Consider the following 13,543-nt stretch of genomic DNA (forward strand, 5'->3'; position numbering starts at 1 on the left):
GGGTACCCGAACCCCTCCAGGTGTCCCCGAACCGCCGGAGGCATAGCGTACACAGCGCCGACATATGCTGTCGAAGTGACCGCCCGCCTGCGACCCGAGCTGTCCGGGCTTCCGGTCTACGTACCCGGTAAAACGGTGCCGGGTTCGATCAAGCTGGCCAGCAACGAGACGGTGCACGGCCCGCTGCCCAGCGTCCGCGCGGCCATCGAACGGGCCACCGACACGGTGCACCGCTACCCCGACAGCGCCAACCTGCTGCTCAAGGCGGCGCTGGCGAAACATCTCGGTGCGGACTTCGCGCCCGAGCAGGTCGCGGTGAGTTGCGGCTCGGTGAGTTTGTGCCAGCAGCTCATCCAGATCAGCGCCTCGGCCGGCGACGAGGTGGTGATGGGGTGGCACAGTTTCGAGCTGTACCCGCCCATGGTGCAGGTCGCCGGCGCCGTCGCGGTCAAGGTGCCGCTGGCAGACCACACTTTCGACCTCTACGCGATGCTGGCCGCGGTCACCGACCGGACGCGGTTGATCTTCGTCTGCAACCCCAACAATCCGACGTCCACGGTCGTCGACCCCGACGCCCTGGCCCGGTTCGTCGAGGCCGTGCCGCCGCACATCCTGATCGCCATCGACGAGGCCTACGTCGAGTACATCCGCGACGGCATGGCGCCCAACAGCTTGGAGCTGGCCCGCGCCCGCGGCAATGTCGTTGTGCTGCGAACCTTTTCGAAGGCATACGGGCTGGCGGGCCTGCGCGTCGGCTATGCCGTCGGCCACCCCGACCTGATCACGGCGCTGGACCAGGTCTACGTGCCGTTCGCCGTGACCAGCATCTCGCAGGCCGCCGCCATCGCCTCGCTGGACGCGGCCGAGGAGCTGCTGTCCCGCACCGACGCGGTGGTCGCCGAGCGCTCCCGGGTTTCCGCCGGCTTGCGCGACGCCGGGTACGCCCTGCCGCCGTCGCAGGCCAACTTCGTGTGGCTGCCGCTGGGTGCCCGCACCTCCGACTTCGTGACGCGGGCCGCCGACGCGCGCATCGTGGTCCGGCCGTTCGCGCCGGACGGCGTCCGGATCACCGTCGGGGCACCCGAGGAGAACGACGCCCTGCTGGCGTTTGCCCGCGACTGGATCAAGGAGAACCAATGAGCTTGGCCCGCAAGACGTTCACCGAGTTCAAGGAGCGCGCCGACAGCATCGCCGACGCCGAGCTGGACGACTTCTGGGCGACGCTGGAGCCGGCGACCATCGAGGGCATGATCGGCGAGTGGAAGGGCGGCGAGTTCCGCACCGGCCACAAGATGAACGGTCAGCTGGAGAAGGCGGGCTGGTTCGGCAAGACGTTCACCTCGGCCGCCGACGTGCAGCCGCTGGTCTGCCTGGACGCCGACGGGAACAAGTTCTCCAACAAGGCCATGGGCAAGGGCGAGGCCAGCCTGTGGCTGGAGGACTTCCGCGGCGAGATCACCGCCACGATGGTCTATGACGGCCAGCCCGTGCACGATCACTTCAAGAAGATCGACGACGACGCCGTGATGGGCATCATGAACGGCAAGGGCGTGCTCGATAACGGCCGGTATTACTACTTCTACCTCGAGCGGGTGTAGGCCCTCCCGCTTGAGAGTGCGTCTACGGCTTTGAGTGTGCGGCTACGGCTTTCCGTGTGAGCCCAGGGCGGGATTCCGGGCCGAATTGCGCCCTGAACGCACTGACGAAGCCCTCATCGCACACTCAATGGCGCGTGAACCGTCGCGAGGCTAGCGCTGCGCCGGGTCGCGGCCGGTGAACGCGACCAGCTGCTCGAGGGCGCCGGCGTCGGCGGGCACCTCGACCGGGTCCTCGAACCCGGCGCCGCCGCGCAGTTCCGGCCTGATGATCTGGCGCGCCAAGCCCAGCACGTACTCCGACAGCGGTTGGGGCGCGTCGAGCCGGTGCCCGACCGCGGCGGCGTAATCCCAAGCGTGGACCAGGAATTCGATCGAAAAGATGCCACACGCGCTCTTCGCCGGCAGCTCGCTCTTGCCGAACGGCACGGTGCCGTCCAGGCCGCGCCGGTGCCAGGCGTCCAGGGCCGGCCGGGCCGCGGCGATGATCTGCCGCTCCACCGAATCGCCGTCGTCGCGCTCCGGCAGTTCCGCGCCCACCATGCCGCCGAGCCCGGCGATCGATTTCAGCAGGTGAGCGGTCAGCTGCTCGACGTCGAACTCGCTGCACGGCGTCTGCCGGGTGAGGTCGTCGGCGGCGATCGGGTGCAGCACGCGCTGCAACACGCCGAGCGTGTCCTCGGCGCTGTGCAGTTCGTCGGTGGGCGGGGAATGAGGTCCGGGTCGCAAGTCGGGAGCCATGTTTGCCACGCTACGGTCTGCCGATGGGCGAAACATACGAATCCGTCACCGTCGAAACGAAGGACCACGTTGCGCAGGTGACGCTGATCGGGCCGGGCAAGGGCAACGCGATGGGGCCGGCGTTCTGGTCGGAGATGCCGGACGTGTTCGCTGCGCTGGACGCCGACCGCGACGTGCGGGCGATCGTCATCACCGGATCGGGCAAGAACTTCAGCTACGGCCTGGACGTGCCCGCGATGGGTGGGTCGTTCGCCCCGCTGCTGTCCGGCGACGCGCTGGCCGGGCCGCGCGCGGAATTCCACCGCGAGGTCAAGCGCATGCAGGGCGCGATCACGGCCATCGCCGACTGCCGGACGCCTACCATCGCGTCGGTGCACGGCTGGTGCATCGGCGGCGGCGTCGACCTGATCTCCGCGGTGGACATTCGCTACGCCAGCGCCGACGCCAAGTTCTCCGTGCGGGAGGTCAAGCTCGCCATCGTCGCCGACGTCGGCAGCCTCGCCCGCCTGCCGCTGATCTTGAACGACGGACACCTGCGGGAACTGGCGCTGACCGGCAAGGACATCGACGCGGCCCGCGCCGAGAAGATCGGCCTCGTCAACGACGTCTACCCCGACGCCGACGCCACGCTGGCCGCCGCCCATGCCACCGCCGCCGAGATCGCGGCCAACCCGCCGCTGACGGTCAACGGCATCAAGGACGTCCTCGACCAGCAGCGCATCGCGGCGGTGTCGGAGAGCCTGCGCTACGTCGCCGCCTGGAACGCGGCGTTCCTGCCGTCCAAGGACCTGACCGAGGGCATCTCGGCGACGTTCGCCAAGCGCCCGCCGCAGTTCACCGGGGAGTAGCGCGCGCGGCTCCGCTACCCTCGCTGAAGTGACTCCCGACGGCAGAATCCGCGTCCCGGCCGACCTGGACGCCGTGACGGCGATCGGCGACGAGGACCACTCCCAGATCGACAGCGCGGCCGTCGAACGCATCTGGCGGGCCACCCGGCACTGGTATGAGGCGGGCTTCCATCCCGCCATCCAGGTGGCCATCCGGCACCGCGGCCGCGTCGTGCTGAACCGCGCGATCGGCCACGGCTGGGGCAATGCGCCCACCGACCCGCCGGACGCCGAGAAGAAGCCGGTCACCACCGACACACCGTTCTGCGTGTACTCGGCGGCCAAAGGCATCACCGCGACGGTCGTGCACATGCTCGTCGAGCAGGGGCACTTCTCGCTCGACGACCGGGTGTGCGAGTACATCCCCAGCTACACCAGCCACGGCAAGCACCGCACCACGATCCGGCACGTGCTCACGCACAGCGCGGGCGTCCCGTTCCCCACCGGACCCAAGCCGGACCTGCGCCGGGCGGACGACCACGAGTACGCGCAGGAACAGCTCGGCAAGCTGCGGCCGCTGTACCGGCCGGGCCTGGTGCACATCTACCACGCGCTGACCTGGGGCCCGCTGATGCGCGAAATCGTCTACGCCGCCACCGGTAAGGACATCCGCGAAATCCTGGCCACCGAGATCCTCGACCCGCTGGGCTTCCGGTGGACCAACTTCGGCGTCGCCAAGGAGGACATTCCGTTGGTGGCGCCGAGCCACCCCACGGGGAAGCCCCTGCCGCCCGTGATCGCGGCGATCTTCCGCAAGGCGATCGGCGGCACCGTGCACGAGATCATCCCCTACACCAACAGCCCGGCGTTCCTGTCCACCGTGGTGCCCTCGTCGAACACCATCTCGACGGCCGACGAGTTGTCGCGCTTCGCCGAAATGTGGCGCCGCGGTGGGGAACTCGACGGGGTGCGGATCATCAGCCCGGAGCGGATGTATGGCGCGGTCCAGGAGTGCCGGCGGCTGCGGCCGGATTTCGCCGTCGGCCTGCAGCCGGCCCGCTGGGGCACCGGATACATGCTGGGCACCAAGCGCTTCGGGCCGTTCGGGCGCAACGCGCCGAAGGCGTTCGGCAACCTGGGCCTGGCCAACATCGCGATCTGGGCCGACCCGGAGCGCAGCCTGGCAGCCGGCGTGATCAGCAGCGGCAAGCCCGGCCGTGATCCCGAAATCCGCCGCTACACGGCCCTGATGGACACGATCGCCGCCGAGATTCCGACCGGTTGAGCCCGCCCGGCGGTGGGAACACTGCCGACATGGCTACCTACCGAGTGCTCAACCCGAAGGGCGACGTCGTCGCGACCAAGGACATCGACAGCGCCGACAAGGCGCACGCGTGGTTCGCCGACGACGCGGTCGAGGGCAACGAACTTGGCTGGCGCATGGAAGTCGAACACGACGGCGACTGGCACTTCTTCGACAGCAGCGAGGGCGATCGAAGCTACTAGTGTTTGCCTCCCGACTGGCGGGGCAACCAACTACGCATGGATTCAGACCGCTTCCGTAGGCTGCTGGACGCGCCCGCCCCGTTCGCGTCGGTCTACTTCGACGACTCGCATGACACGCACGACGCCGAGGCTCAGCTCGAGCTGAAGTGGCGGGCGGTACGCGAAGGGCTCGAAAACCAGGGCGCCGACCGGGCCGTCGTCGACGCCATCGGGGACGCGGTGCTCAACCTGCGGCCGCCGATCGGCCGAAGCGGCCGCGCGGTGGTCGCCAGCGCCGACGGCGTGGTGATCAACGAGCATCTGGCACGGCCCGCCGCGACCACCATCGTCCGCGTGTCCGAATTGCCTTATCTGGTACCGATTCTCGAGTACAGCTTCGATCACCCCGACTACCTCCTGGTGGTTGTCGACCACAGCGGCGCCGACATCACCACGCACATCGGCGGCACGCTGCGCTCGGAAACCGTCGATGGTGGCGGCCAGCCGGTGCACCACGCCGCCGGAGCGGAGACCGCCGGATACGGCGACCCGCAGCTCCGCAGCGACGAGGCCGCCCGCAAGAACGTGCGCGCCGTCGCCGACCGCGTCGGCGAGCTCGTCGACGACAAGGGCATCGACGTGATCTTCGTCGTCGGCGAGGTGCGGTCGCGCTCGGACTTGCTGAGCACGTTGCCCGAGCGGTTGCGGGATCGCGCGGTGGCGCTCGAGGTCGGGGCGCGGCACAGCGGCCACGATTTCGGCGAGGTCGAGGACGCCATCGAGGCCGAGTTCGTCAACCGCCAACTGCGCACGATCGACGCCGCCGCCGAGCGCTTCACCGCCGAGCTCGGCCGCCAATCCGGGCTGGCCGCCGAGGGTCTCGACGCTGTCTGCTCGGCGCTGCGCCAGGGCGCGGTCGAGACGCTGATCGTCGGGGATCTCGGCGACGCCACCGTCGTCGCCGACGAGGGCCTGACGACGATCGCGCCGAACGAGAACGTGCTGTCCGAGCAGGGCGCCGCGCCCGCCAAGACGCTGCGGGCCGACGAGGCGCTGCCGCTGTTCGCGATATCCGTCGGGGCGTCGCTGCTGCACGCCGGCGAGCGCGTCGCGCCGGCCGACGGCGTCGGCGCCGTGCTGCGCTACGCGCCGACCCTGCACTGACTCGGTTGGCGGTGGCGGAGGGATTTGAACCCCCGGACGGTTTTAGCCGTCTCTCGCTTTCAAGGCGAGTGCATTAGGCCGCTCTGCCACGCCACCGCTGATAAGGGTAACGGTGACTAGTAACGTCGCCGTCATGCGCGCGATCGTCGCCGAATCCTCCGATCAACTGTCCTGGCAAGAAGTGCCCGACGCCGCCGCCGGCCCCGGCGAGGTGCTGATCAAGGTGGCCGCGGCCGGCGTCAACCGCGCCGACGTGCTGCAGGCCGCCGGCAAGTACCCGCCGCCGCCCGGCGCCAGCGACATCATCGGCATGGAGGTGTCGGGGGTCGTCGCCGACGCGGGCGAGGGCGTCGCGGATTGGTCTGCGGGACAAGAGGTTTGCGCCTTGCTAGCCGGCGGGGGCTACGCCGAATACGTCGCCGTGCCCGCCGGCCAGGTGCTGCCCGTTCCCGAGGGGGTGGACCTCGTCGACGCCGCCGGGTTGCCGGAGGTGGCGTGCACGGTGTGGTCGAACCTGGTGATGACCGCCCATCTGGGCAAGGGCCAGGTGTTGCTGGTGCACGGCGGCGGTAGCGGCATCGGCAGCCACGCGATCCAGGTCGCGACGGCACTGGGCGCGCGGGTGGCCGTCACCGCCGGGTCGGCGGAGAAGCTCGAATTCTGCCGCGAGCTGGGCGCCGAGATCACCATCAACTACCGCGACGAGGACTTCGTCGCGCGGGTACGGGACAGCGGCGGCGCCGACGTGATCCTCGACATCATGGGGGCGGCCTACCTGGACCGCAACATCGACGCCCTGGCCACCGACGGGCAGCTGGTCATCATCGGCATGCAGGGCGGCCTGAAGGGCGAGCTCAACATCGGCAAGCTGCTGGCCAAGCGGGCGCGGGTCATCGGCACCACGCTGCGCGCCCGGCCGGTGACCGGGCCGAACAGCAAGACCGAGATCGTCCAGGCGGTGCGGACATCGGTGTGGCCGCTGATCGCCGAGGGCCGGGTGCGGCCGATCATCGGCGCCCGCATGCCCATCCAGCAGGCCGGTGACGCGCACCGACAGCTGGTCGACAGCAAGGTGACCGGAAAGATCGTGCTGACCGTCTAGCGGCGCGCTCAGCCCAGCGACGCCAGCGCGCGCACCAGCTGGTCGACCTCGGCCGTCGTCGAGTAGTGCGCCAGCCCGACGGTGACGGCGCCGCCCACGTCGTTGACGCCCAGCACGTCGAGCGCGCGTGAGCTCTCGTTGGTGATGGCCAGGATTCCGTTGTCCGCCAAGCGCTGCACGACGCGTTCGGCCGGGACGTCCTGCAGGGCGAAGCTGACGACCGGGATCCGCGCCTCGGGCCGTCCGATGACCATCACCAGCGGCAGCGACCGCAGCGACACCATCAGGTAGTCGAACACCCGGTTGAGGTACGCGGTGGCGGACTGGGTCGACACCGACAGGCGTTCGCGGCGGGTGCCGCGCGCGGACTCGTCGAGTGCCGCCAGGTACTCGACGCTGGCCACCACGCCGGCCAGCAGACCGAACTGGTGGGCGCCGAGCTCGAGGCGGGCCGGCCCGGTCGCGTTGGGGTCGGTCGAGACGGTGCCGAACGTGCCGATCAGTCCCGGGTCGCGGAACACCAGCGCCCCGACCGGCGGCCCGCCCCAGGCGAGGGCGTTCACCGCCACCACGTCGGCGTCGGTCTCCTTGACGTCGAGCAACCGGTACGGAGCGGCCGCGGAGTGGTCGACCACCACCAGGCCGCCGACGTCGTGCACCAGCTTGGTCATCGCCCGCAGGTCGGTGACGGTGCCCAGCGTCGCCGACGCCGTCGAGACGGCGACCAGCCGGGTCGACTTCCCGATCAGGCTCTCCCACTGCCACGTCGGCAGCTCGCCGGTCTCGATGTCGATCTCGGCCCACTTCACCTTGGCGCCGTAGCGGTGGGCGGCCCGCAGCCACGGGGCGATGTTGGCCTCGTCGTCGAGCCGGCTGACGACCACCTCGTAGCCCAGGCCGGCCCGCGAGGACGACGCTTCGGCCAGCGACGACAACAGGATGGCGCGATCGGCGCCCAGCACGACGCCCGCCGGGTCGGCGTTGAACAAGTCGGCCACCGCGGCCCGCGCCGCGTCGAGCACCGCGGCGCTGCGCCGCGCGGACGGGTGCGCGCCGGAGGTGGTGGCGCTCGACCGTCTGAACGCCGTGGACACCGTGGTCGCGACGGAATCCGGGATGAGCATGCCGGCGGGCGCGTCGAAATGCACCCACCCGTCACCCAGTGAGGGATGCAGTCCGCGCACCCGGGCGACGTCGTAAGCCATGCCAGCCACCTTAGAGCTTCGCAATTCCGCGAAAATTGTGACGGTAGCGGGTGCCCCTCAGGCATTGGCAAGCCGGGTCACCCGGGCAGCCATACTAGTCGAGTGGGCCTGTGGACCGGAACGCTGATCGCACTGTTCTTGCAGATCGCACCGGGTGTGATCGTCGCGCGCATCACCCAGCTAACTTGGCCGGTGGCCATCGCGGTTGGCCCGGCGCTGACCTATGGCGTTGTGGCGCTGGCGATTATCCCCTTCGGTGCGCTCGGAATCCCTTGGAACGGTTGGACTGCGCTGGCCACGCTCGTGGTGGTGTGCCTGGCGGCGACGGGTTTGCAGCTGCTGCTGGCCCGCTACCGCGACGCCGAAGCCGAGGCCCGCGGAATCGGGGGCTGGCCGGCGGCGCTGGTGGCCGCCGGCGTGCTACTGGGCGCCGCGCTGATCATGTGGGCGGGTTACCGCGGGCTCACGCACTGGCAGTCGATCCCCAGCACCTGGGACGCGGCCTGGCACGCCAACGAGGTGCGCTACATCCTCGACACCGGCCAGGCGTCGTCCACGCACATGGGCGAGCTGCGCAACGTCGAGACGCACCAGCCGCTGTACTACCCGTCCGTCTTCCACGCCCTGACCGCGATCTACTGCCAACTCACCGGGGCGGCGCCCACCACCGGCTACACCGTGACCTCGCTGGCCGCGTCGGTGTGGCTGTTTCCGTCCAGCGCCGCCACGCTCACCTGGTTCCTGCTGCGCCCGATCGGCGGTCAGTGGCGCACGGCGGCCGTCTCGGCCACCGCCGCGGCGCTGTCGGCGTCGTTCACCTCGGTCCCCTACGTCGAGTTCGGCGTCGCGGCGATGCCCAACCTGGCCGCCTACGGCGTCGCGATCCCGACGTTCGTCCTGATCGCCTCGACGTTGCGGCACCGCGACCGCGTTCCGGCGGCCGTGCTGGCGCTGGTGGGCATCTTGTCGGTGCACCTGACCGGCGGGTTTATCGTCATCCTGTTCCTGTTGGCCTGGTGGCTGCTGGACGCCGTGTGGCATCCGGTGCGCGGCCGCCTCGCCGACGCGCTGACCCTCGCCGCCGTCGCGGTGCCGACGGGCCTGATCCTGGCCCCGCAGTTCCTCGGGGTGCTTCGGCAGGCCGACATCATCGCCGGGCACGCGTTCCCCAGCTTCAAGAGCGTCAAGCAGGGCATCATCGACGCGCTGCTGCTGCACACCCGCCACCTGAACGACTTCCCCACCCAGTACGGCCTGCTGGTGCTGATCTACCTGGGCATGGCGATCCTGCTGTACAAGCGGATCTGGTGGCCGCCGGCCGTCTGGCTGGTGCTGACCGTGGCGACGATCTACTCGGGGGCGCCGTTTCGCAACCCCGTCGGTCGCGCCATCGAGGAGTTCAGCCAGTTCTTCTACAACGACCCGCGGCGCCTGACGGCGGTGGTGACCATGCTCGTGACGCCGATGGCGGCCATCGCGCTGTTCGCGATCGTCGCGGTGGTGGTCGGGGCGGCCAGGCTTGTCACCGGCCGGTTCAAACAGTTGCGTTCCCCGGTCTGGACCGCCGCCACGGCGGTCCTTCTTCTGTTGGCCACCGTGCTCACCGCCCGGCACTACCTCTACCGGCACATCGTGCTGTTCGGCGACAAATACGACTCGGTGATGATCGACCAGCGCGACCTGATGGCGATGGCCTACCTGGCCACCCTGCCCGGCGCCCGCGACACGCTGATCGGCGACTCGAACGTCGACGGCACCACGTGGATGTACGCGGTGGCCGACCTGCACCCGCTGTGGACGCACTACGACTTCCCGCAGCAGACCGGGCCGGGCTACTACCGCTACATCTTCTGGACCTCGGCGCGCAAAGGCGAATCCGATCCGAAGGTCGTCGAGGCGATTAAAGCGCTCAATATCAGGTACATCTTGACTAGCACGCCCAACGTCAGAGGGTTTGCCACGCCTGACGGGCTAGTGTCTCTGGATAAATCGACGTCGTGGACGATGATCTACGACAACGGTGGGGCTCGAATCTACGAGTGGCGCCCAGACGCCGCGGCGCCGCACCCTTAAAGTCCCCGACGAGGATGGTGAATGGATTGACTAACGGCAACGACGGCCCCGACGCCGACGGCATCGAGGTCATAGGCGGCGTCGACCCGCGGGTCATGGCGCTGCGTGACGCGGAGGACGACTCCGACGAGCGCTCCCTGACCGACCTGGTCGAGCAGCCGGCGAAGGTGATGCGCATCGGCACCATGATCAAGCAACTGCTCGAGGAGGTGCGCGCGGCGCCGCTGGACGAGGCCAGCCGCAACCGGCTGCGCGACATCCACGCGACGAGCATCCGCGAGCTCGAAGAGGGCCTGGCGCCGGAGCTGCGCGAGGAGCTCGACCGGCTCACCCTGCCGTTCAGCGAGGACGTCGCGCCCTCGGATGCCGAATTGCGCATCGCTCAGGCGCAGCTGGTCGGCTGGCTGGAAGGCCTGTTCCACGGCATCCAGACGGCGCTGTTCGCACAGCAGATGGCCGCGCGCGCGCAGCTGGAGCAGATGCGCCAGGGCGCGCTGCCCCCGGGCATCGGCAAGCCGGGCGGCGGCTCCGGACACGGTCAGTACCTGTAAGCAGCCGACGGTGCCGGGGCCTCACATCGAGACGCGCGACGCGTGGGTCGAATTTCCCATCTTCGACGCCAAGTCGCGCTCGCTGAAGAAGGCTTTCCTGGGCAAGGCGGGCGGCACGATCGGTCGCAACAACTCCAACGTCGTCGTCATCGAGGCGCTGCGTGACATCACGATGACGCTCGAGCTGGGCGACCGGGTCGGGCTCGTCGGTCACAACGGGGCCGGGAAATCGACTCTGCTGCGGCTCCTTTCGGGCATCTACGAGCCCACCCGCGGGTGGGCGAAGGTCACCGGCCGGGTCGCGCCGGTCTTCGACCTCGGCGTCGGCATGGACCCCGAGATCTCCGGCTACGAGAACATCATCATCCGGGGGCTGTTCCTGGGGCAGACCCGCAAGCAAATGGTGTCCAAGGTCGACGAGATCGCCGAGTTCACCGAGCTGGGCGATTACCTGTCGATGCCGCTGCGCACCTACTCCACCGGGATGCGGGTCCGGCTGGCGATGGGCGTGGTCACCAGCATCGACCCCGAGATCCTGCTGCTCGACGAGGGCATCGGCGCCGTCGACGCCGACTTCCTGAAGAAGGCCCAGACCCGATTGCAGAAGCTGGTGGAGCGCTCCGGAATCCTGGTCTTCGCCAGCCATTCCAACGAATTTCTGGCCCGGCTCTGCAAGACCGCGATGTGGATCGACCACGGCGTCGTCCGCATGACCGGCGGCATCGAGGACGTGGTGCGCGCCTACGAGGGCGAGGACGCGGCCCGGCACGTGCGCGAGGTGCTGGCCGAGACCGCCGGACAGCCGTGACCGACACCGTCTTCGCCGTCGTGGTCACCCACCGGCGCCCCGACGAGCTGGCCAAGTCGCTGGACGTGCTCAGCACGCAAAGCCGGCTGCCCGATCACCTGATCGTGGTCGACAACGACGGCCTCGCGGACGGTGGCCGGGTCCGGGATCTGGTGGCCGGACAACCGATTCCGACGACCTACCTTGGCTCGCGCCGAAACCTGGGCGGCGCGGGAGGTTTCGCGCTCGGCATGTTGCACGCGCTGGCGCAGGGCGCCGACTGGGTGTGGCTGGCCGACGACGACGGACGCCCGCAGGACTCGCGCGTCCTGGCAACGCTGCTGGCCTGCGCCGAGAAGTACGGCCTGGCCGAGGTGTCGCCGATGGTGTGCAATGCCGACGACCCCCAGCGGCTCGCGTTCCCGCTGCGGCGCGGCCTGGTATGGCGCAGGCGCGCAAGCGAATTGCGCACCGAGGAGGGCCAGGATCTGCTGCGCGGCATCGCGTCGTTGTTCAACGGCGCGCTGTTCCGGGCGTCGACGCTGGAGGCGATCGGCGTTCCGGACCTGCGGCTGTTCATTCGCGGCGACGAGGTGGAGATGCACCGCCGGCTGGTTCGGTCCGGCCTGCCGTTCGGCACCTGCCTGGACGCGGTCTACCTGCACCCGTGCGGATCCGACGAGTTCAAGCCGATCCTGGGCGGCCGGATGCACACCCAGTACCCCGACGACGCCGCCAAGCGATTCTTCACCTACCGCAACCGCGGCTACCTGATGGCGCAACCCGGCCTGCGCAAGCTCCTGTTCCAGGAGTGGGTCCGGTTCGGCTGGTTCTTTCTGGTGACCCGCCGCGACGCCAAGGGGCTGGTCGAGTGGATTCGGTTGCGGCGCTTGGGTCGTCGCGAGCGCTTCGGGAAGCCGGGAGGGTCGGCATGACATTCATCGACGCGGCGGCGCAGTCGCGCACCTTTGCCCGCGCCCGCAGCGACCTGCTCGACGGCTTCCGCCGGCACGAGCTGTGGCTGCACCTGGGCTGGCAGGACATCAAGCAGCGCTACCGCCGTTCGGTGCTGGGACCGTTCTGGATCACCATCGCCACCGGCACCACCGCCGTCGCGCTGGGCGCGTTGTACTCCAAGCTTTTCCACCTCGATCTGGCGGTGCACCTGCCCTACGTCACGCTCGGGCTGATCATCTGGAACATGATCAACGCCGCCATCCTCGAGGGTGCCGAGGTGTTCGTCGCCAACGAGGGGCTGATCAAGCAGCTGCCGACGCCGCTGAGCGTGCACGTCTACCGGCTGGTGTGGCGGCAGATGATCCTGTTCGCGCACAACATCGCCATCTACGTCGTCGTCGCGATCATCTTCCCCAAGCCGTGGTCGTGGGCCGATCTCTCGGTCATCCCGGCGCTGGGGTTGATCGTGCTCAATTCCATTTGGGTGTCACTGTGTTTCGGCATCCTGGCGACCCGCTACCGCGACATCGGTCCCCTGCTGTTCTCGGTCGTGCAGTTGCTGTTCTACATGACGCCGATCATCTGGAACGACGAGACGCTGCGGGCGCAGGGCGCGGGGCGCTGGGCGAGCATCATCGAGCTCAACCCGCTGCTGCACTACCTCGACATCGTTCGGACCCCGTTGCTGGGCGGCCACCAGGAGCTGCGGCACTGGGTGGTGGTCCTGGTGCTCACGGCCGTCGGCTGGGTGCTGGCCGCCTTCGCGATGCGGCAATACCGCGCCCGGGTGCCGTACTGGGTGTAGCCCGGCTCCGACAGACCGGCGCCGGAATGAGAATTGCCGTTTGTTGGGATCGGTAGCAAACCGCCGCAATGTAATGGTTTCGAGTAGACAATTACCGATCCGACGGTTCCAGCGTGGGCCGATACTGATCGTCGGCGTCGTCTCGTAAAGGGAGTGAGGCAACCGTGTCGCACTATCGCACCGTGAAGAGGATGCTCGGTGGAGCGCTGCTGTCAGGCGGCATCACCCTGGCGCTTGTGGGCGGGGGAGCC

Annotated in this window: 14 protein-coding genes and 1 tRNA gene; 12 read left to right on the forward strand and 3 right to left on the reverse strand. The window is 69.1% G+C overall.

The window, feature by feature from the left end; translation table 11 throughout:
* The first annotated feature begins 75 nt into the window (after positions 1-75).
* Both AWB89_RS02100 and AWB89_RS02105 read left to right on the forward strand, forming a co-directional pair.
* The gene (locus AWB89_RS02100; RefSeq protein ID WP_085171338.1) at positions 76-1,140 is read left to right on the forward strand and encodes a pyridoxal phosphate-dependent aminotransferase; all 1,065 of its coding nucleotides are present in this window, start codon (positions 76-78) and stop codon (positions 1,138-1,140) included.
* Positions 1,137-1,598: a DUF4334 domain-containing protein gene (locus tag AWB89_RS02105; RefSeq protein ID WP_085095154.1), complete on the forward strand. Its 462-nt coding sequence runs from the start codon at positions 1,137-1,139 to the stop codon at positions 1,596-1,598. The genes AWB89_RS02100 and AWB89_RS02105 overlap by 4 nt, the downstream gene beginning before the upstream one ends.
* Before the next feature lie 150 nt (positions 1,599-1,748).
* Here the strand turns inward: AWB89_RS02105 and AWB89_RS02110 are convergent, their stop codons facing one another.
* On the reverse strand, positions 1,749-2,336 hold the full coding sequence (locus tag AWB89_RS02110) for a TIGR03086 family metal-binding protein (RefSeq protein ID WP_174627799.1): 588 nt from the start codon (positions 2,334-2,336) through the stop codon (positions 1,749-1,751).
* Between the two features lie 23 nt (positions 2,337-2,359).
* On the opposite strand from AWB89_RS02110, the gene AWB89_RS02115 reads away from it, so the two are divergent.
* Genes AWB89_RS02115 through AWB89_RS02130 form a run of 4 tightly spaced genes read left to right on the forward strand, consistent with a single transcriptional unit; the run spans position 2,360 to position 5,812 of the window.
* Positions 2,360-3,184 carry a crotonase/enoyl-CoA hydratase family protein gene (locus tag AWB89_RS02115; RefSeq protein ID WP_085095158.1) on the forward strand — a complete coding sequence of 275 codons (825 nt, stop codon included), beginning with the start codon at positions 2,360-2,362 and terminating at the stop codon, positions 3,182-3,184.
* A gap of 28 nt (positions 3,185-3,212) precedes the next feature.
* Positions 3,213-4,448, forward strand: coding sequence for a lipase LipE (gene lipE, locus AWB89_RS02120; RefSeq protein ID WP_085171340.1), 1,236 nt, complete (start codon positions 3,213-3,215; stop codon positions 4,446-4,448).
* 29 nt (positions 4,449-4,477) lie between these two features.
* Complete coding sequence (locus AWB89_RS02125) at positions 4,478-4,669, forward strand: hypothetical protein (protein ID WP_067872217.1); 192 nt, start codon at positions 4,478-4,480, stop codon at positions 4,667-4,669.
* 36 nt (positions 4,670-4,705) lie between these two features.
* Complete coding sequence (locus AWB89_RS02130; protein ID WP_085171341.1) at positions 4,706-5,812, forward strand: Rv2629 family ribosome hibernation factor; 1,107 nt, start codon at positions 4,706-4,708, stop codon at positions 5,810-5,812.
* Between the two features lie 6 nt (positions 5,813-5,818).
* Here the strand turns inward: AWB89_RS02130 and AWB89_RS02135 are convergent.
* A tRNA-Ser gene (locus tag AWB89_RS02135) sits at positions 5,819-5,908 on the reverse strand.
* A 37-nt stretch (positions 5,909-5,945) separates the two neighbouring features.
* Between AWB89_RS02135 and AWB89_RS02140 the strand changes: the two genes are divergently transcribed.
* Entirely contained in the window at positions 5,946-6,914 is a 969-nt protein-coding gene (locus AWB89_RS02140) for an NAD(P)H-quinone oxidoreductase (RefSeq protein ID WP_085171342.1), read from the forward strand.
* 8 nt (positions 6,915-6,922) lie between these two features.
* Here the strand turns inward: AWB89_RS02140 and AWB89_RS02145 are convergent, their stop codons facing one another.
* Positions 6,923-8,119, reverse strand: a complete 1,197-nt coding sequence (locus AWB89_RS02145; protein WP_085171343.1) for a cysteine desulfurase-like protein — start codon at positions 8,117-8,119, stop codon at positions 6,923-6,925.
* A gap of 102 nt (positions 8,120-8,221) precedes the next feature.
* Here AWB89_RS02145 and AWB89_RS02150 point away from each other — a divergent pair, with 102 nt between their 5' ends.
* From AWB89_RS02150 to wzm, 5 genes are read left to right on the forward strand one after another with little or no spacing between them, the layout of a single operon-like run.
* Complete coding sequence (locus AWB89_RS02150) at positions 8,222-10,192, forward strand: DUF6541 family protein (RefSeq protein ID WP_085171344.1); 1,971 nt, start codon at positions 8,222-8,224, stop codon at positions 10,190-10,192.
* A gap of 14 nt (positions 10,193-10,206) precedes the next feature.
* On the forward strand, positions 10,207-10,743 hold the full coding sequence (locus tag AWB89_RS02155) for a bacterial proteasome activator family protein (RefSeq protein ID WP_139830559.1): 537 nt from the start codon (positions 10,207-10,209) through the stop codon (positions 10,741-10,743).
* 10 nt (positions 10,744-10,753) lie between these two features.
* Complete coding sequence (gene wzt / locus AWB89_RS02160; protein WP_085095170.1) at positions 10,754-11,551, forward strand: galactan export ABC transporter ATP-binding subunit Wzt/RfbE; 798 nt, start codon at positions 10,754-10,756, stop codon at positions 11,549-11,551.
* Positions 11,548-12,465, forward strand: a complete 918-nt coding sequence (gene glfT1, locus AWB89_RS02165; RefSeq protein WP_085095172.1) for a galactofuranosyltransferase GlfT1 — start codon at positions 11,548-11,550, stop codon at positions 12,463-12,465. Before wzt ends, glfT1 begins: the two co-directional genes overlap by 4 nt.
* Complete coding sequence (wzm, locus tag AWB89_RS02170) at positions 12,462-13,292, forward strand: galactan export ABC transporter permease subunit Wzm/RfbD (RefSeq protein WP_085171345.1); 831 nt, start codon at positions 12,462-12,464, stop codon at positions 13,290-13,292. Before glfT1 ends, wzm begins: the two co-directional genes overlap by 4 nt.
* The last annotated feature ends 251 nt before the right edge of the window (positions 13,293-13,543 follow it).

The organism is Mycobacterium paraense, assembly GCF_002101815.1.
GTDB lineage: Bacteria > Actinomycetota > Actinomycetes > Mycobacteriales > Mycobacteriaceae > Mycobacterium > Mycobacterium paraense.